This is a genomic window from Akkermansiaceae bacterium, assembly GCA_017798145.1.
Taxonomy (GTDB): domain Bacteria; phylum Verrucomicrobiota; class Verrucomicrobiia; order Verrucomicrobiales; family Akkermansiaceae; genus Luteolibacter.
On the sequence record CP059069.1, the window covers coordinates 1,304,270 to 1,321,893 of the forward strand.

Below are 17,624 nucleotides of genomic sequence, written 5' to 3' on the forward strand. Positions count from 1 at the left end.
AGTCTGTAATTGTTGGCTTCATTCGGCGATCGGGCCGGTATCGCCCTTGGCATACTCGTAGGTCTTTTTCTGGCCGTCCGGGCCGGTCGCCTCAATGGTGATCTGGTCCGGTGTCACCTGGGTGACCTTGAAATCCTTCTTCTCGCCGCCGGGCGGCAGTGAGAATTCGGTGTTTTCCTCCACCCGGAACTCCTCGCCGGCCATGCCGAGCGCCGCAAGCGTGAGTACGGCGGTACGGTCGTAGTAGGAAAACTTGTCCGCCTCTCCCCTGCGGAACATGGCCGGGATCTCGTATTTATCACCCAGCTTGTTGGGCTTCTGATCCTCGATGATGACGAATGTTACATCAACCTCCGCCTTGATGGCCTCATTGAGCACCCGGCGTTTCTCGAAATCCAGATACTTGAAACGGCCTTTTGCGGCACCATCGGCGAAGAACACCTGACCCTTCGGAATCGGATTGCCCGCTCCGATGTTGTTCCTCCTGCCAGCGCCGTCGCTGTATTCGAAGGTGAACTTGCCATCCGACTCGAAGCCGGGCCTAAGCACCCATTGCACGGATTCATCGCTGGCGAATGAAAGTTTCGTGAGCAAGCTCGGGTAGGACTTGTTGTCGTTGGGATCCGTCTTGGCGTTGTATTCCTCGAGGTTGGAGAAGCCGTCCTCATCCGCATCCCTCTGCGGTGAGTCCCCGAAGCCGGGGTCGATGCGGTGTTCGATCCACCAGGAGTTCGGGATGGGGTCGTGAACCATCTCGCCGTCGATGAGATCGAGCGGCCTGGTCTTGTCGTTCTTGTTCACGAAAAGGGCGACCCCGGTGAAAAGATCGACGGGACGGCCTGCGTCATCGCCCTTCTGCCAGGAGCGGCTGAGGCTGAAGGATGCCTTGGCGGTGGGCACGAGATCGCCCTCCTTGACGGCGGGATTGCTTTTGCCGGGAACGGGGCCGGAGGCCTCGGCGCTGAAATCCTCAGCGACCGATCCATATTTCTGCCAGCCGACAAACACCAGGCCTGCGGCGACAACTGCGGCGCCGCCGAGGGCTGCCTTTTCGTAATTTTTGGAAATCCAGGACATGATGGGGTTTGCGGTTCAGGGTTTGGGGAGTTCCTTGGCCGGGAGGAACATGGAAACATCAAAGCGGACGAAGACGATGACCTCCTCATTTCCCAGCACCTGTGCGAGGATGCGTGTGCTGTCGACGGCCTCGGCGGGTGCCTCCTCCGCATCGGGGGCAGGCTGCTCCTCACCCTCTGCAGGGGCGGGTTCATCCGGGTCTTCCGGAGACTCATCCGGGGCAAAGAAAGCGAAGGGATCCGCAGCTTGCGGCGCGACAGCGGCGGCAGGCCTATCGTCCTCGAATTTCGCATCGCTCACCTTGGGCGGCGTATCCCGCTCGTTGGCGATCTTGATGCAACGGACGACGTAGTAGTGCTTGTCCGTCGCACCGAGGAAGCTGAGGAACTCGCGGGCTGCGGACTCGGAGGATTTGAAGGTCATCTCCACCGGGAAATTCCTGGCCACGGCATTGGGGCCGGGGTTGAAATTGCCGCCGTTCTCCTCGGGCAAGGTCACGCGGTGAATGCGGATCAGCTCGCTGGGGCCCGCTTCCGCAAGGCCGAGCAGCGCGTGGCTGATGCCATCGAGCTGGAAGCCGAGCGCACCGGTCGCCTCCTCCCGGGCAAGGCCGCCGCTGTAGGTCTCGAAGCCGAGATAGAATTTCTCCGGAAGCTCGCAGCCTGCGGCCGCAAATGCCTTGGTGATATCCCGGTTCGCCTGCTTGAGGCGATCCCCGAAGACCTGGGGGCTGGTGTTCTCAAGCTTGCCGGGGCGGAACTTGTCGAACAGGCCGCTGAGTTCGGCGATGGACTGGCGGTATTCCTTGAGCGCCTTCTCTTTTCCGTTCCTGTTCTCAAGGGTTGGGTAAAGGGCGATGCTCTCGGAATTGGAAACGCTGGCATACGATTCGTCGAATGCCGCCTTCGCCTCCTCATAGCGGGTGCCGCCGCTGGAAGCGAGGTAGAAGAGTGCGCCGCAGAGAACTACGGTGATTGCAACGAGGGCGGATACGAAAGGGTTGCTCTTGATGGAGTTCATAGGGTTGGAAATCGGGGGCTGCCGGGATCAGCGGACAGTGACCTGGCGGGAAAGCGGAAGGATCAGCTCGAAGGGGAAGGCGAGGTCGCCCTCGCTGTTCGCACCGCTGCTGATGCTCTTGAGGATCTGCTCATCGCTGAGGGGGGTCATCTTGCCCTGCGGGTTCTTCACGGAAAACGCGAAGGTGGTGGAGTTCTCGCGGAGCTTTTTCAGGAGATCGGAGACCACGTTCTGGCTGCGGTCGTTTTCCCTCCAGAAGCCCTTCACGAGGATCGCATTGGCACCTGGGGCGGCAGCCTGCTGGTTGCGGCGCGGGTTCGCCGCCTCGGCAGGGGCGGGCGGATCAGATATGGCGGTGCCGCCGCTCTGGGAGCTCACGTAATCGGATTTCACGATAGGGCGTGCCGTGGGCTTCGGCGCGTTGGGCCCTGTCGGCGGGATGGCATTGTAATCATAGAGCGGCGACATTTCCGTGAGCCAGACGGAATCGCTCGCGAAAGCGCCGCGCAGCTCGCCGAGGAGCTCGAACCAGAAGGCATGGTCGGATTCCATGCCGATGTAGGCTTTCGCCACGAGGGAAAGCTCTCCCTCGGTCTTGAGCTGGCCGCGGATCTGGGACTCGATTGGCGCAAGTTTCTCCTGTGTATCGAGCATCATGCGCGCCTTTTCCTCGGCGGCGCTTGCGGCGATGTTCTGGAACACCGCCCAGCCCGCGAAGCCTGCCACGAAAAGCGCGGCCGCGGCGATCAGGAAGGGCTTGCGGCGATCCGCAGCGCGGGAAACCTCCACAGCGGAGGGCACGAGGTCGATGTTGATCGTCGATTTCCCGATGCCGCGCAGGCCGAGGCCGATGAGCTCGCCCATGGTGTGCGCCTCCCTTTGGAGAGTGTCCGTATCGACGCCCTTGGCGATGGCCACCTTGCCGAGAGGATTGAAGAACTCCACGGGGAGGCCGAGTTTTTCGGAGAAAAACTCAAGCGTGTAAGGCAGGTTCGCGCCGCCGCCCGCAAGCAGCACCTTGCGGGGTGCGCTTCCGGCGTGCTGGCTGCGGTAGTAGTTCGTGGTGCGAGCGATTTCCGCAGGCAGGCGGGTCAGCGCGTTGCGGATGACCATGGCCAGCGCGGCGAGCGACTCGTCCATGGTCTCGGTGTGGCCGCCGCCCAGGGCGACGAGACCGTTGGTGATCTTCTGGTGCTCCGCGTCCGGGAAGGATATGTTGTATTCCTTCGCGATGGCGGCGGTGATGGATGCGCCGCCTATCGCCACGCTGCGGGTGAAGAAACGCGGACCCTCCACGTAGAGCAGGTTGCTGGTCTTCGCGCCGACATCGATGATGAGCGTAGGCTCGTCGGGGGTGCCGTAGGTTTCGCGGAAGGAGTTGTATAGCGCCATGGGCGCGACATCGACCTCGACGGTGGACAGGCCCGCGCCGGTGACGGTTTCGTTGATCTCATCGAGGGCATCGCCCTTGATGGCGACGATGACGACCTCCTTGTCCTCCCCGCCCTGGATGAGTTCGTAGTCCCAGACGACCTCGCTGATGGGGAAAGGGACGTGCTGCTGCGCCTCAAAGGTCACGAGCTGCTCGATGTTGTCATCCTGCAGCGGCGGAAGTTTCACGAAACGCGTGAAAACGGCCTGGCCCGACACCGCGTAGCGGACTTTCGCCTTGGGCACCTGGAGCTTCCCGATGAGGTCGTCGATGACCACCCGGATCTGCGCCTCCCGGGAGGCTTCGAATGCGGGGTCCGCGATGATGGTGTCTGACTCGTATCCCTTCAGGATGAGCCCTCCGCTCTTGGATGTCTCGAACACAGCCATGCTGATCCGCTGTGAGCCTAGGTTGAGTGCGACGGTTGTCTGGGTATCGGCCATGGTGTGCTTGCGATCGGTGAACGTTGGGGAAATTCCGGGGATGTGGTTTTCTATCTATGCGTATCAGCGGCGTTCCTTGAGGATCTCCGCATAGCGATCCCACCACATGTGCGCGAATGCGGACTCGCTCTTGTCAAGCAGTGGCACGCTCTCCGTGCGGGATATCTTGTCCGAGGCGCTGTTCCACCAACCCACCTTTTCCTTGCTTGTCTCCTGGGCGACCTTCTCGCCGTTGACCAGCACCTCGTATCCGACGAGATAGACAAGGCTCTTGCCGGCGCGGTCGGACCCGCTGAGCCTGCGCACGGAGGCGGGCGAGAGGTAAACGGAGCTGAAGACCTCCTCGTTGAGGGGCACGTTCACGTGGGTGATGTCCTTGGTGAGGAGCAGGTAGGTGCCCTTCTTGTCGGGGTTCTCGACCGCGACGTACCATTTCACCAGGATCCTATCGACAGTCTTGGAAGGTGGCTCGGGAGACATCTGGATTTTCAGCGAGGCCTCGATCTCCAGCCAGTCCTTCGCCTTGAAGGATTTCTGTTTCCCGCCGCTGAAATCAGGGGAGGGGAAATCGTCGAAATCGGGTTTCTTTCCCTCGACCTTGTAGGTTTGGGCATCTGCAAGCGGTGCTGAGATCACTGCGGCAAGGGCGCAGGCGGCGGCGGCAAGGGAGGTGAATCTTTTGTTTTTCATGCGCTTCGGGTTTCACGTGAAACTAGGAATAAGGATGGCAGGTTGGCCAGATAAAAGGATGGGCGGGCCAACTTTTTTCAGGAAAATGCTCCATGTTTCTCCCATGGCGGGCGGACAAGCGGTTGACGGATGGCCGCGCCGATGGCTTGACTACGCCCATGCCGCGCACCGCATTCCCGTTTCCCGATCCCGCCACGACCGTTGTCGGCAGCATCGGCGATGCCAGGGCGCTGGCGGAGGAGAGCCCCGCATCGCTAGCCGGGCAGTGCGACATCGCCGAAATCAGGCTCGACCTGCTCCACCGCGAATTCCCGCAGGGCGGTGCTGCGCCATGGGGGCACCTGGCGCCCTTCCCCTTGCTTTTCACCGCCCGCTGCCACAGCGAGGGTTCCCCGGTGGATCTTGATGTGGGAACGCGCGCAGCCATGCTGCGGGCGGCGCTTCCCCATGCATCCCTCATCGACATCGAGGCGCGCTCCATCCCTGAGATGGCGGCCCTGATCGCAGAGATCTCGGCGGAGGGCGTGCCTTGGATCGCTTCTTACCATGATTTCGAGAAACTGCCTTCGCGCGGCGATTTGGAAGCCCAGGCGGGTATCGCCAGGGAGGCGGGTGCCGCCGCCTTCAAGGCGGCCGCGCAACTGCGGACGATGGATGATCTAACGGCTCTCGCCCACTTCCAGATGAATGATGCGGGAATCCCGCTGGCGACGATGGGGATGGGCGTCCTGGCCCCCGTCTCGCGGTTGCTCTGCGCCCAGGCGGGCAGCGTCCTGAACTACGGCTACCTGGGCTCGACACCCACTGCGCCGGGCCAGTGGTCCGCACGGCGGCTGCGCGAAAACATCCGCTCCCTGCGCCCTATCTGTTAGAACAAGCGAGTCCCCGATGCACGGATACCTGACACCCGCAAACCTGGCCTCCTCATGCACCGGGGAGAAACCCGCACGCCTCGCCGTGCTGGGATTCCCTGTCGCCCATTCCGCATCGCCCCAGCTGCACCAGCCCGCATTGGATGCGTTCGGGATCGCCGCGGCCTACGTGCGGCTGGAAGTCATGCCCGGCGCGATCCGCGAGGCGTTCGCGATGATGAGAGGGCTCGGCTTCATCGGCTGCAACGTGACCGTCCCGCACAAGTTCGAGGCGATGGAAGCCTGCGATGAGGTATGCCCGCAGGCGCGGCTTCTGGGCGCGGTCAACACCGTCGTTTTCAAGGACGGCGGGACGGCGGGATTCAACACCGACGGCCCCGGCTTCGAGCAGGCGGTGAGCGAGGCCTTCGGGTTCTTTCCCGGCGAAGTCCACACCCTGATCCTCGGCGCGGGAGGCGGCGCGGGGCAGGCGATCGCCACGCAATGCGCCATCGCCAGGCCGGCCCGGCTCACGCTTGTCAACCGCAGTGCGGGCAAGATCGAGGCGCTTGCGGAAAGACTTCGGAAAATTTCCCCGGAAACGGAAATCGCAGCCGTGCCGTTTTCGGATCCCTCCCTCGCCGGCCTCTGCCATGCCGCGGACCTGCTCGTGCAGACGACATCACTGGGTCTGAAGGCCGGAGACGCGCAGGTGATCCCGGAGGAATTCCTCTCGCCCCGGCACTGTGCCTACGACACGATCTACCAGCCACCCGAGACGCCGTTCCTGGCCGCCGCGCGGCGCACCGGCTGCCGCACCGCCAACGGCCTGGGCTTGCTCATCCACCAGGGTGACATCGCCTTCCGGCACTGGTTCCCCGGGACAAGCCCCCTACCCCACATGCGGGCGGCGATGGCCGGGAAACCCTGAGCTTCTCAGCTGCCGCCGAAGAGATCGTCCTTGAGCTCATCGAGATCGAAGCCCGTGACATCGCTTTCGATCCAGTGACAGGCGATCACCTTCCTGAGCTCGAAGCTCCTCTTGCCCCCAAATTCGCCGCGCCTCACCTGCACCCGGACGCGGATCAGGCCGTCCGGCTCCATGGGTTCCATCGTGGATCCGAAAATCGACCTGCCATCCCGCCTGGCCGCAAAGGCAGCCTCCAGCAGAATGCCTTCGTCGCTGCGCCGCTCGATCACGAAAATCGGCGATGAAATGCCGGTCTCCAGGGGCTTCCCGAAGACCGGGGAGATGAGTTCGAAGCGCAGGCGCGACCCGCCGCGATCCGCCCCACCATCGCCGGAGACCTCCCTGGCGAGCAGCCGGAACTCGCCTTCCTCCGGTCCGCCTCCGGCCAGGAAGAGGGCCCATGGGTGATCCCCGTAGCGGGAGAAATGCTCCCAATCGAGCTGCCATGTGCCGCCCTTGCGGAGGAAGACGGCATCGAAGATCGCCCCATCCGCGCCTTCCTTCCAGCGGGTGTTTATGACCCATTCATCGCCGATTTTCAGGGGTTCCTGCCCCACCCTGCGTATGTTTTTCGCATCGACCGAGGGGAAGGGGTTGGAGGCGTAGAAGGTGGCCATCCTGCCGGCCGTCGGGATGGGATCCGCCACGAACTGGTTGCGCCCTTCAGGGGTGCCGGCCGTGAGGAAGCCCCCGAGCGCGCGGTGGCAATCCGGCAGCGCGGCAGTGAGCAGGGCGATCCTTTCGTCAGCCAGCGTGCCTTCGGCCATGTCTGTCCTGGCCACCTGCATGCCCTGGATCTTGTCGGCCAGGCCGGTTCTGCGGTTGTGCCACCAGATGGCAAGACCCATGAGCAGTGCCCAGACAACCACAAGCCGCAACATGAGGTTCTTGCGCTTCTTTTTCCGGACAGCGCGCTGGCCGCCCTCATCGAGGGCTTGACCCTTGTTCGCGAAGCTCGCGACCGCATCGTCCCGCAGCGAAGTTCCGTTGCCCGGGCCAGAGGACGGCCAAACGCCGGTGCCCGGCTTCTGCCCGCAGATGCCGCAAAGCCTGTTGGCGTCGTGGCCTAGCTCCGAGCCGAAGAGCGAGCCACAGCGACCGCAGTGATAGTGAGGTTTGATCATAGGCGCTTCGTCAGTCTCCGGTCATTCGCCCAGCCAGCTCTTTGCCAGCAACCCGTCGATGAGCCATTGGTCAGGAAGGGACTCAACCGGGCCAGGACCCAGCCTGAGGATGACCTGCGCATCGGCCTGCACCTCCCCGGTGATCTGGCTGGGCTGGAAAAGATTGAGGAATTCCTCATCGAGCCCACCGCCGATCGGCACATAACCCCAGAGATTCACATGGCCGTCCTTCGACATGAGCCGGTAGCAGCGGTATTTTTCCTCCGGGAAGGCGAAGGTGTAGAAATCCGCCATGGACACCCACGCCCTGGTCTCGCTGCCATCGCCCTCGCCTTTTTTGAGCGAGGCGAAACCGGCGCTGGAGTAACCGGTGCTGGCTTTCCAATCCATCTTCAGGACACCCGCCTCCTGGCGGAAAAAGGCGCTGAATCTGGTGAAATCGGCTAGCGTACCCTCGAGGATCCCGTAGCGTCTGTTTTCCTTGTCGAAAACCGTCCAGACCGAGTCGTCCGCTGTCCACCCGGCCTTCATGCCCAAGGGCTTCCACTCCTTCTTGATCAGCTCACTGTTACGTTCCGCCGCGTAGGCGTATGGGATGAAATCCTCAGGGTTTTCGGCGGAAGCGTAGATGGCGAAGATCGACTTCGCCTCTTCCTGGCTGTTGGTGAGGATCTCCAGGTTCCTGAGGTCATCGCTTTCATCCGCCGGCTTGGTCTTGTCCGGCGTCATCTGGCTGTAAAGCGACTGATCCTGGCTGCGATTGCCTTTCCCATCCGGAAGCTGGCTGAGGACAACGGCCAGCACCACGATGGCAACCACGCCCAAGCCTGTGAGCAGCATCCATTTCAGGGAGCTGCCGCCGGATTTCTCACCCCAATCCGCGCGCTCCCCGCGGCTGAAGCGGCGGCGCTTCTGCATGGTGGGCTGCGGGCTCACCTGCCCGCCCTCGGCGGCGGCGGCCGCAGCTGCGGGTGCGGTTTGGACAGCGGGCATTCTCCGGACGGCGCGCCCGGCCAGAGGGTCGTGCGAGGGGTCGATCTCATTCACGCGCAGGCGCTTCGAGGTCGGGGCCGGGGGCAGGCTGATCCTGGCATCCGCGGCTTCCTCGGTGTCCATCGGAACCAGCTCCGGCTCCTCCGGCTTGGATTTCATGGTGCGGGGCTCGACCAGGCCTTGAGCTTTTTTCTTGGCAGCACCCGCTCTTTTCGACGCCTTCGCAGCTGTTTTTTTCGCCGTTTTTTTTGCTGCCTTCCTGCGGGTGGGGATCTCAGGCTGCTCCGGCACTGCGGCGTCCTCTTGCTCCAGTCCCGTTTTTTTCGGCGGGGCGGCCTTGCTAGGCTTGAGCGGGTTGTATTGGCCTTCCTGCTCGAGTTTGAGCAGGGGTGCATGGCGGCTCACCTGGGGTGAGCGGGATTCCTTTTTCGGAGGCAGCCCGCGATCGGCTTTCCTCGGAGGCAGACCCATGCGGGATTTCTCGGAAATCTCGTCGAGATCGTCCCAATCGTCACCCGGGGCGATGGGCGGGACGTGGTTGTTAGGGTCTTCTAGGTCGGGATCCATTCTGGTTGTTCTCAGTGGGCGCCGTGCCATGCGATGACCTACACCCCTTTCGTTGTTTCCGTATCAATACCCGGATGAAAGCCGGGACACAAGGCTTTGGCCGGCTCTGCCGAAGGCATCGGGCAGAGCGTTGCGGCGCGCTGTCTGGAGGTTTGAATCCGCAAAAAACGTGCTGTATCCGGCGCTGGTCCCGCTGGCCAGCACCTTGGTCGGGTCTTTCGCATCGCGGAGCACCCATGCGAGCGTGACTTCGTTGGTGAGTTCCTCGGCGAGGAGCGAGTCCAGCCTGGAACTCCTCAGCGTGGAGTAATCGACACCCTGGATCCTGCCCTCGAGAACGGCATCCGCATCTCCCCTTGCGGCGAGCCTGTATGTGCCGTCCTGGACGAGCGCATCGGTGACGGCGGATGTGGCGAGGGCTTCCGCGCGGGGTTCGAGGCTTCCGTTGGCAAACATCGGCACGGCGATGGATTTCACGTTGGCCAAAGAAGGGGGCTTTGAGCCGCCCAGGCCGTAGCCGGCGCAGGATGCGAGGGCGAGGGAGAGGATTGCCAGGAGTGCGGGTTTCATTGGGATCGGTGTCATGGGGTGGGAATCACTCACTCGCCGAGCGCCTTGAGCCTGGCCTTGGCCTTTTCATGGGCGCTGCCGGATGCTGAGTTTTTCAGGACTTCCCGGTAGTAGATCTTGGCGGATTCGGTTTGACCGGATTTGTCGTAGAACTCGGCGATCTCGAGCGAGCGGGCGAGATCCTTGCTTTTCAGGCTGCCCATGAGCCTGCGCGCCTCGGCGTTCTTCGCATGGCCGGGATACTGCATGAGGTAGTCGCGGAACGCCTCGTCGGCGAGGTCGAGAGTGGCCTGGTTGCGGTTGCCCCGGTCCGCCTCGGCCAGCAGCACGACGCCGACCCGGAACAGCGCCTCGGCGGAATACTTGCTGTCGGGCTGGTCGCGGACGAGCTTTCGGTAGGCTTCGATGGCGAGCTTGGATTTCTTGGCTTCCCGCTCCGCCTGATACAGCTCGCCGATGGTGAACTGTGCCTTGGCGGAGGTTTCGGAACGCGGTGCGTTGTCGCGCACCTGTCCGAGCATCTCGACGGCCTTATCCGTGGAAAGGCTGCCCTTGATGCCGATGATCCTGAGTCCGGAAAAGCCAGCCTTGACCTTGCCGTCCGCGGCGGACTGCGCCATTTCCGCCTGTTTGCTGAGAGCCTTTGAATATAGGCCGCTGCCCTGGTACCTCTGGAGGAATTTCTGGTATGCCTCGAAGGATTCCACGATATCGCCTTCCTGCTCAAGCAACTCCGCTTCCCGGTATCTGGCCATCGCGGCGGAAGGCGCAAAGGGGTATTTGTCCGCCACCCGGCCATACTGCTTGATCGCCTTGGAGCGCTTGCCCGCATCATCGGAGGCCTTGGCGATCCGATAGAGCGCCTCGCCCTCCCCGGAAGCGGCCTGCGTGTTTCCCGCAAGGGGGATGCGATCGTCGTCGCCACCACAGGAAACCGCCGTCACAACAGCACCGAGAACAGCCAACGCCAATGGGATACGCTTCGTCATGCCGCAAACATAGGAACTTTGGCGCGGGGTGAAAGAGCAAATTGCAGGAGATGCCACGCGGGCATGTCCCGGGCTCACCGTTTGCCGAGTTCCGCCGATCTGGCAGCAGCTGCGGATACGGCCCCGATCAGGGCGGAGCGGACGTTTTTTTCCTCCAGAACGGCAAGCCCGGCGATGGTGGTGCCGCCCGGCGATGTGACCATGTCCTTGAGCATGGCGGGATGGCTGCCGGTTTGCAGCACCATCTCGGCAGCGCCGCTGACGGTCTGCGCGGCGAGTTGCAAGGCCTCCGCGCGCGGCAATCCGGCGCGGACGCCGCCGTCGGCCATCGCCTCGATGATGAGATAGACGTAGGCGGGCCCGCTGCCGGAAAGGCCGGTCACCGCGTCCATGAGCTTTTCCGGCAGTGAAACGGCGAGGCCGACAGCGCCAAGCAGGGAGCGCACGGCATCCTCGTCGGCAGCATTGCATCGCCCGCCGAGCGAATAGGCGGCGGCCCCCTTGCCGACAAGCGCAGGAGTGTTGGGCATGCTGCGGATCACGCGGACGGATTCCGGGGTGTTTTTCTCCAGATCCGAAATGGTGACCCCTGCGGCGATGGAAATCATGAGCTTGCCGCCGGCATGGGATCCCAACCCGGCAAGCGCCGAAAACGCATCCTGTGGCTTGGTGCAGAGAAGCAGGACATCGGACGCGGCCAGCACCTCGGCGATCTCTGCGGTGGCCACCGCGCCGGTTTGCTTGGTGAAGTTCTCCCTGGCAGCCGGGATCACATCCGTGCCCAGCACGCCGCCCTTGTCCACCACCCCGGCCGAGATCGCGCCCTGCACGAGCGCAGTCCCCATTTTCCCGCAACCGATCACACCAAGCTTCATGCGGCGAGACTAGGGGGGAAACCCGCAGCGAGGCGAGCGTCATTTTCCTTGGAAATGCGCCGCCCTGCATCATCCTTGTGGCATGCCGAAGCCGCACACGCTCCTTTTCCTGCTCGCCGGATTCGCCGCCTGCCATGCGCAGGGGGAGCCGCCGCCGGAAGCTCCCCCCGTGCGGCTGCCCACCGTCGCGGAGTGCATCCCGGCAGCGGTCTCGGAGCTGGGCGCACCCACCGTGCTCAACTTCCACAAAGGGCTGGCCACCGCAGTCAGCGCCGCGAACGAGACCGCCCAGATCCATACCGTACAGGGGCTGAACCACCTCCACGGAGGATGGGAGTTCGAGGCCATGCGCCATTTCGCCATCGCCATGGAGGCCGATCCGCAATGCCTCATGGCACATTGGGGCATGGTCATCAGCATGCTCTCCCCCTCGCCGGAAACCGATGCCTTCCGACTCGCCGCCACCAACCGCCTGCTCGACCTCATCAACAAGGGCGCGGGCACGGAGCTGGAGCGAGGATTCGCATTCGGCCTCATCAAATACATCCAGGAAGGGCCAAAGGGTGCGGCGGTCGCTTTCCGCAAGGTGGCGGACAAGTTCCCCGGTGAGATGCAGTCCGAGATTTTCGCAGCCCTCTTCGGGCGGGGGGGATACGATGAGTTCGGGGACATCACGCCGGACCAGGATGCGGCGGAGGAACGCCTCATGAAACTCGTCGAAAGGGATCCCGATAACGCCCTCCCGCTCCATGCCTTGCTCCTCATCCGTGCGGAGGGGCCGGATCTCGCCCCTTCGCTCGATCTGGCGCGCAGGCTCTGCCAGCTTGTGCCGGACTACGCCCCGTATTTCCACGTCCTCGGCCACTACGAGTGGCGCTGCGGCCAGCACGCGAAGGCGGTCTCCGCATTCAGCCGCGCCGCAAGCCTTTACTCGGCCTGGATGAAGGCAAATGACGCAAGTCCCGCCGATTGCGAGGGATGGGTGCGAGCCGAGTGCTACCGCGTCGTCGCGATGGCATCCAAGGGGGATTTCGACAACGCCCTGGCCTCTGCGGAAAAGATCGCTGGCACCACCCTTGACCCGGCGCGCCCATTCGCCCCCGGCACCCGCCATCTCCTCTGGGATGCGAAAACCCTGCCCGCTCGCATCCTGCTGCGGCGCAGCGCCCCCGGCGATTCACAGAAGGCCCTGGAGTCCCTGCCGCCTCCCAAGGAAAGTGAACCTTTCCGTGAGAAATCCCTGGCCTATTGGTGGATCGACGGGCTCCGCATCGCACTCGAAGCCCAGCGTCTGCTCGATGCGGGGGATGTGGAGAAAGCCTCGGAAACCATCGCCGCGCTGAGCTTCCACGGCACAGCGATGGCACAACGGCGCAACATCGCCTCAGCTGTGGGCGAGCAGACGGAATGGAACCGCTCCTTCCGGGCACTGGAAATGCTGGCCGCCGAGCTGCGCGGCAGGCTCGCCCTCGCCGGCCCCCCCGCCGGGCACGGCTCCGCATTCAACTGGTTCCGCGGCGCAGCGGACAGGCAGAAGGCCGCCACCATGCTCAACACGCCACCCATCCTCACCCCGATGGCGATGCGCCTCGGCGATTATTTCATCGCCCGCAACCTGCCCTACAAGGCCGTCCGAGCCTACGAGGAAGCCCTTGAACGCTTTCCCAACGACGCCGAGTCCATCGCACGCCTCGAGAAGGCTGGAAAACTCGCGGAGGCATCAGGCCCGGAGCCGGCCGAGGAGGATGCTCCCGCACCGGAATCCGAGTAGGGGTGCGCCGCTCAGAAGCCCGCAAGGAGATCCTTCACCCTGCCCGCGATGATTTCAGAAAGTTGCTCCTCGCCCTCTTCCTTGAGGAAATCGCAATAGTTCGAGGCAACGGACTCCAGGTCATCCGAATAGGCGGCCCCGAGCGATTCAAAGCCGGCCAAGGCTTTCTCGAAGTGCTTCCGCGCCCAGTTCCTGTCCCCCGTCTTCAGCAGCGCCAGGGCGAGGTTGTTGTGGGACTGGGCGGTGTCCGGGTGATTCTCGCCGAAGAGCTCCCGCCGCGTCTCCAAGGCCATCATGTGCATCTCGCGCGCCTGGTCGAGATAGCCGGCCGCCAGATAGACGGCGCCGAGGTTGTTGGAAACGGCGGCCGTCTCCTCATGGTTCTGGCCGAGCTCCGCGTGCATGATCTCAAGGGATTTGAGGAAATGGTCCTCCGCCGCATCGAGATCGCCGGAAGCCTTGGCGATGAAGCCCAGGTTGTTGGTGATCGCGGCGACATCAAGAAGGAGCGGCGGTTCGTGCTTCTCAAAGTATTCCACAGCAGCCTGCCATGCGCGTGTCACCTCCTCGCTGCGGCCCTGGCCATCGAACGCCGCACCGAGCAGGGCGTAGAGCCTGCCCACCTGCGCGATCCTGTCCGGCCTGTTTTCGAGCTGGTCGATGGCGTGCTCCACATCCTCGATGGCTTCATCATGGCGACCCAGCTCGAGGAAGATCCCGGCGCGGGACTCCAGCGATGTGGCAAAGGCGTCGATGGTATCGAGATCCGGGCTGAGCGCGTGCTGGCTTTTCTCGACAGCTGCGTTGGCGGCGTGGAGGGCTTCGTGGAGGTTGCCCTCGTTGCGGAGCGCGAGGACCCTGTCCTGCATGATCTGGATGAAATTCGCGGTGGGTGTGTCCATGGGTGAAGCTTGTTTTGTATTTGCAATGGATATGCGCAACACCCCTCCATGGCCAGCGAAAACCTTCAATCCCCGCCCATTCTCTCCAGCAGCTGTTTCCTTGATGCAGGCAGGCGCCCCAGGTGGTGCAGCAGTGAATCCGCCACCGAAGCCCTGCCGCCGGATATCCCGAGCAGTCCGGCCATCTGCTTCTCGAAATGCAGCATCGCCCTCAGGCCGGGCTCCTCGGAATCCAGGTGATCCAGCCCGCGCCGCAGCAGATCGTGCATCTCCGCATCCGCGTGACCCGGCTCGACCGCCGCCTCCACGAGCTGGCAGAAATATCCGGCCATTAGGGCGGATTCGTATTTCCTGCGCAGACCTTCCCTCCAATTCGAGATGGCGACCTCCCGCAGAATGTGGAGTTCTCCCGCCCTCGCCCTCGCCACTCCGATCTCCCCGGAGAAAAACAGGTCAAGTTTCCCCGCGAACGGGCTTTTCGGCCTAAGCGCACCCTTGGCAACCGTCTTCACCAGCCCCTCCCCCAGCGTGAACCAATGGACGATCAGGCTGGTGTCCGTAAGGCGGGTTGTGCGGATCAGGATGGCTTCCGTGGCAAACACTTGGAATTGAATGAATTGAAGATTCGGCTTGATACGTCCGTTTCGCTGCCCTAGCCACTGTCCAGCAACCATGGCACAGCAATCAAACAAAAAGATCAAACGCCGCCGCCGCGCGGATTACCTGAAGCGCAAAAAGGAGCAGGCGAAGCTAGGGGGCATCCTCCCCAAGGCCACCGTTAAGAAAGCGGCCAAGAAAGCCGACTCCCCAGCGGATGAGAAGCCTGCAGCCAAGAAAGCCGTGGCCAAGAAGGCTCCCGCCAAGAAGGCCGCCAAAAAAGCCCCAGCCAAGAAAGCCGCGAAAAAGGCCGCCAAGAACGCCGAGGACTGAACGGCGCATCCGCCGATCTCCCAATGCCGGGTTTCCTTTTCGGGAAAGCCCGGTTTTTTCATGCCCGCAAACGCAGTTTCCTCTTCCCTAAGGACACCCCTCGCCTAGTCTGCCGCCCGAAGAACCCGTGTTCTTTCGGGTTTGGAATTTCAAAGCTCAGAATCTAATGAAAATCGTCGTCGCATACTCAGGAGGCCTCGATACCTCCGTCCTCCTCCTCTGGCTCAAGGAAAAATACAACGCGGAGATCATCGCCTACTGCTCCGATTGCGGGCAGGGCGACGAACTCGACGGCCTTGAGGCGAAGGCCCTCTCCACCGGCGCATCCAAGTGCTACATCGACGACCAGAAGGAGGAATTCGCCCGCGACTACATCTTCCCCATGTTCCAGGCAAACGCCCTCTACGAAGGCCGCTACCTGCTCGGCACCTCCATCGCCAGGCCCTGCATCACCAAGGGCATGGTCGAAGTCGCCCTGAAAGAAGGCGCGGATGCCATCGCCCACGGCGCCACCGGCAAAGGCAACGACCAGGTCCGCTTCGAACTCTCCGCCGCCGCCCTCGCCCCCGGCATCAAGGTCATCGCCCCATGGCGCGACGCGGAATTCCGCAAACAGTTTCCCGGCCGTAAGGAGATGATCGAGTATGCCGAGGCAAACAACATCCCGATCAAGGCCTCCATGAAGAAACCGTACTCCATGGATCGCAACCTCCTCCACATATCCTTCGAGGCCGGTGCCCTCGAAGATGTCTGGTATGACGCCACAGGCCCCGCCGACCGGGACATGTATGTCCTCTCCGTCTCCCCGGAGGAAGCCCCCGACAAGCCGCAGATGCTTCAGTGCCTCTTCGAAAAGGGCAACATCATCGGCCTACAGACCGAAGGCCTTGGCGAACTCATCTCCTCACTGGGCGATTTCATGGTTCTCGGCGAAAAGGACGGCTACACCCTGCTCACCCCCTACGGTGTCATGCGCTGCCTCAACGCCCTCGGCGGAGCCCACGGCATCGGCCGGGTCGATATCGTGGAGAACCGCTTCGTCGGCATGAAATCCCGGGGCATCTACGAGACCCCCGGAGGCACCATCCTGCTCGCCGCCCACCGCGATCTCGAGACCCTGGTCATGGACCGCGAGCTGCAGATGACCCGCGACACCCTCATCCCGAAGTACGCCCAGCTCGTGTACAACGGCTTCTGGTTCGCTCCCGAGCGCCTCGCGATCCAGGCGCTCGTCACCGAGTCCCAGAAAACCGTCTCCGGCGAAGTCCGCCTGAAACTCTACAAGGGCAACGTCATGCAGGCCGGCCGCCGCAGCCCGCACTCGCTCTACGACGAGCACGTCGCCACCATGGAAGGCGGCCAGGAGGCAGCCTACAACCAGGATGACGCCACCGGCTTCATCGCCCTCAACGCCCTCCGCCTCAAGGCCAACGCGAGGCAGAAGTAGGCATTGGGAAAGAAACTTGAACCGCGAAGACGCAAAGACGCGAAGGAACCTCCGGAAAAGAAATTTTCCAATTCCTCGCAACCCATGGCTTCGCGGGTTAGCGGTTCAATTTCTCATGACCTTCATCGAAAAAGCCCTCCTCCCCCTCTCCCGCAGCCATCCGGGCATCCACGAGTTCCTCTGGTTCGGCCTGAAACAGGCCTGGGCCTGCATTTTCGGCGCGCTCCTTCTAACAGGCATCCTCGCCACCCGCATCTGGTATCCGGACATCCCCCTCGCCCGCTACGATTTCCTCGTCCTCTACGCCATCGCGATCCAGCTCTCCCTGTTTTTCCTGAAGCTTGAGTCCTGGCGCGAGATCGGTGTCATCCTGCTCTTCCACCTCATGGCTACTGCCATGGAGCTTTTCAAAACCTCCACCGGGATCGGGTCCTGGAGCTATCCGGAAAATTCCGTCCTCCGCATCGGCAACGTCCCGCTTTTCACCGGCTTCATGTATGCCGCCGTCGGCTCCTACATGGCGCGCGCGTGGCGCGGATTCCATTTCCGCTTCACCGGATTTCCTCCGCTTTGGATCGCCGGAGCCATCGCCATCCTCGCCTACGCGAATTTCTTCACCCACCACTACACCCTGGACATCCGTTGGCCGCTCATCCTTGCCGGAGCCATCGCCTTCAGGAAAACCATGATCCATTACAGGCCGAAGGACATGGAACTGCGCATGCCTCTCCTGTTGGGCTTCGCACTCGTCGCCCTGTTCATCTACATCGCCGAGAACCTCGGCACCGCCGCCCGCGCGTGGCAATATCCAGGCCAGGAAAACGGCTGGAAGCCCGTCCATTTCTCCAAGTTCACCGCATGGTACCTGCTCATGCAGCTCTCCTTCATACTCATCTGCTCGCTGCGCCGGCTTGAGGAAAAACTCGGCATCCAGGGGCCGGGAAAGATCATTCCCGGAAAGTCGATCTGAACC

17 protein-coding genes are annotated in these 17,624 nt (G+C 62.8%); 6 read left to right on the top strand and 11 right to left on the bottom strand.

From position 1 onward, the window contains the following. Positions 1-18 precede the first annotated feature (18 nt). The 4 genes from HZ994_05560 to HZ994_05575 all read right to left on the bottom strand — a co-directional run bounded on the left by HZ994_05560 (position 19) and on the right by HZ994_05575 (position 4,662). Positions 19-1,077 (bottom strand): hypothetical protein, encoded by a 1,059-nt coding sequence (locus HZ994_05560; protein QTN31815.1) that lies wholly within the window; start codon positions 1,075-1,077, stop codon positions 19-21. A gap of 15 nt (positions 1,078-1,092) precedes the next feature. After that, the gene (locus HZ994_05565; GenBank protein QTN31816.1) at positions 1,093-2,097 is read right to left on the bottom strand and encodes a hypothetical protein; all 1,005 of its coding nucleotides are present in this window, start codon (positions 2,095-2,097) and stop codon (positions 1,093-1,095) included. Positions 2,098-2,124: 27 nt separating this feature from the next. Then, entirely contained in the window at positions 2,125-3,972 is a 1,848-nt protein-coding gene (gene pilM, locus HZ994_05570; GenBank protein ID QTN31817.1) for a type IV pilus assembly protein PilM, read from the bottom strand. A gap of 63 nt (positions 3,973-4,035) precedes the next feature. Continuing rightward, entirely contained in the window at positions 4,036-4,662 is a 627-nt protein-coding gene (locus HZ994_05575; protein ID QTN31818.1) for a hypothetical protein, read from the bottom strand. Between the two features lie 158 nt (positions 4,663-4,820). Here HZ994_05575 and HZ994_05580 point away from each other — a divergent pair, with 158 nt between their 5' ends. Then, positions 4,821-5,534 carry a type I 3-dehydroquinate dehydratase gene (locus tag HZ994_05580; GenBank protein QTN31819.1) on the top strand — a complete coding sequence of 238 codons (714 nt, stop codon included), beginning with the start codon at positions 4,821-4,823 and terminating at the stop codon, positions 5,532-5,534. Between the two features lie 16 nt (positions 5,535-5,550). Continuing rightward, on the top strand, positions 5,551-6,444 hold the full coding sequence (gene aroE, locus HZ994_05585; protein ID QTN31820.1) for a shikimate dehydrogenase: 894 nt from the start codon (positions 5,551-5,553) through the stop codon (positions 6,442-6,444). A 5-nt stretch (positions 6,445-6,449) separates the two neighbouring features. Here the strand turns inward: aroE and HZ994_05590 are convergent, their stop codons facing one another. The 5 genes from HZ994_05590 to proC all read right to left on the bottom strand — a co-directional run bounded on the left by HZ994_05590 (position 6,450) and on the right by proC (position 11,601). Further along, positions 6,450-7,607 carry a hypothetical protein gene (locus HZ994_05590; protein QTN31821.1) on the bottom strand — a complete coding sequence of 386 codons (1,158 nt, stop codon included), beginning with the start codon at positions 7,605-7,607 and terminating at the stop codon, positions 6,450-6,452. Between the two features lie 21 nt (positions 7,608-7,628). After that, on the bottom strand, positions 7,629-9,167 hold the full coding sequence (locus tag HZ994_05595; protein ID QTN31822.1) for a hypothetical protein: 1,539 nt from the start codon (positions 9,165-9,167) through the stop codon (positions 7,629-7,631). Positions 9,168-9,230: 63 nt separating this feature from the next. After that, on the bottom strand, positions 9,231-9,737 hold the full coding sequence (locus HZ994_05600; protein ID QTN31823.1) for a hypothetical protein: 507 nt from the start codon (positions 9,735-9,737) through the stop codon (positions 9,231-9,233). 29 nt (positions 9,738-9,766) lie between these two features. Continuing rightward, positions 9,767-10,726 (bottom strand): tetratricopeptide repeat protein, encoded by a 960-nt coding sequence (locus tag HZ994_05605; protein ID QTN31824.1) that lies wholly within the window; start codon positions 10,724-10,726, stop codon positions 9,767-9,769. Positions 10,727-10,800: 74 nt separating this feature from the next. Then, on the bottom strand, positions 10,801-11,601 hold the full coding sequence (gene proC, locus HZ994_05610) for a pyrroline-5-carboxylate reductase (protein QTN31825.1): 801 nt from the start codon (positions 11,599-11,601) through the stop codon (positions 10,801-10,803). 82 nt (positions 11,602-11,683) lie between these two features. Here proC and HZ994_05615 point away from each other — a divergent pair, with 82 nt between their 5' ends. Then, a complete protein-coding gene (locus HZ994_05615) occupies positions 11,684-13,372 on the top strand; it encodes a hypothetical protein (GenBank protein ID QTN31826.1) in 1,689 nt (562 codons plus the stop codon). A gap of 11 nt (positions 13,373-13,383) precedes the next feature. Here HZ994_05615 and HZ994_05620 read toward each other — a convergent pair whose 3' ends face one another. Beyond that, entirely contained in the window at positions 13,384-14,274 is an 891-nt protein-coding gene (locus HZ994_05620) for a tetratricopeptide repeat protein (GenBank protein QTN31827.1), read from the bottom strand. A gap of 65 nt (positions 14,275-14,339) precedes the next feature. Beyond that, on the bottom strand, positions 14,340-14,876 hold the full coding sequence (locus tag HZ994_05625) for a recombination protein O N-terminal domain-containing protein (protein ID QTN31828.1): 537 nt from the start codon (positions 14,874-14,876) through the stop codon (positions 14,340-14,342). 70 nt (positions 14,877-14,946) lie between these two features. Here HZ994_05625 and HZ994_05630 point away from each other — a divergent pair, with 70 nt between their 5' ends. From HZ994_05630 to HZ994_05640, 3 genes are all read left to right on the top strand, one after another. Next, positions 14,947-15,204 carry a hypothetical protein gene (locus HZ994_05630; protein ID QTN31829.1) on the top strand — a complete coding sequence of 86 codons (258 nt, stop codon included), beginning with the start codon at positions 14,947-14,949 and terminating at the stop codon, positions 15,202-15,204. 166 nt (positions 15,205-15,370) lie between these two features. Next, positions 15,371-16,651, top strand: coding sequence for an argininosuccinate synthase (locus HZ994_05635; protein ID QTN31830.1), 1,281 nt, complete (start codon positions 15,371-15,373; stop codon positions 16,649-16,651). 115 nt (positions 16,652-16,766) lie between these two features. Next, positions 16,767-17,621, top strand: coding sequence for a DUF817 domain-containing protein (locus HZ994_05640; protein QTN31831.1), 855 nt, complete (start codon positions 16,767-16,769; stop codon positions 17,619-17,621). The last annotated feature ends 3 nt before the right edge of the window (positions 17,622-17,624 follow it).

Bases quoted from the DNA above. Each gene is read 5' to 3' on its own strand.
- HZ994_05595 (QTN31822.1), bottom strand. From the start codon at position 9,167: ATGGATCCCGACCTAGAAGACCCTAACAACCACGTCCCGCCCATCGCC.
- proC (QTN31825.1), bottom strand. From the start codon at position 11,601: ATGAAGCTTGGTGTGATCGGTTGCGGGAAAATGGGGACTGCGCTCGTG.
- HZ994_05630 (QTN31829.1), top strand. From the start codon at position 14,947: ATGGCACAGCAATCAAACAAAAAGATCAAACGCCGCCGCCGCGCGGAT.
- HZ994_05575 (QTN31818.1), bottom strand. From the start codon at position 4,662: ATGAAAAACAAAAGATTCACCTCCCTTGCCGCCGCCGCCTGCGCCCTT.
- HZ994_05640 (QTN31831.1), top strand. From the start codon at position 16,767: ATGACCTTCATCGAAAAAGCCCTCCTCCCCCTCTCCCGCAGCCATCCG.
- pilM (QTN31817.1), bottom strand. From the start codon at position 3,972: ATGGCCGATACCCAGACAACCGTCGCACTCAACCTAGGCTCACAGCGG.
- HZ994_05615 (QTN31826.1), top strand. From the start codon at position 11,684: ATGCCGAAGCCGCACACGCTCCTTTTCCTGCTCGCCGGATTCGCCGCC.
- HZ994_05605 (QTN31824.1), bottom strand. From the start codon at position 10,726: ATGACGAAGCGTATCCCATTGGCGTTGGCTGTTCTCGGTGCTGTTGTG.
- HZ994_05565 (QTN31816.1), bottom strand. From the start codon at position 2,097: ATGAACTCCATCAAGAGCAACCCTTTCGTATCCGCCCTCGTTGCAATC.
- aroE (QTN31820.1), top strand. From the start codon at position 5,551: ATGCACGGATACCTGACACCCGCAAACCTGGCCTCCTCATGCACCGGG.
- HZ994_05635 (QTN31830.1), top strand. From the start codon at position 15,371: ATGAAAATCGTCGTCGCATACTCAGGAGGCCTCGATACCTCCGTCCTC.
- HZ994_05560 (QTN31815.1), bottom strand. From the start codon at position 1,077: ATGTCCTGGATTTCCAAAAATTACGAAAAGGCAGCCCTCGGCGGCGCC.
- HZ994_05580 (QTN31819.1), top strand. From the start codon at position 4,821: ATGCCGCGCACCGCATTCCCGTTTCCCGATCCCGCCACGACCGTTGTC.
- HZ994_05600 (QTN31823.1), bottom strand. From the start codon at position 9,737: ATGAAACCCGCACTCCTGGCAATCCTCTCCCTCGCCCTCGCATCCTGC.
- HZ994_05590 (QTN31821.1), bottom strand. From the start codon at position 7,607: ATGATCAAACCTCACTATCACTGCGGTCGCTGTGGCTCGCTCTTCGGC.
- HZ994_05620 (QTN31827.1), bottom strand. From the start codon at position 14,274: ATGGACACACCCACCGCGAATTTCATCCAGATCATGCAGGACAGGGTC.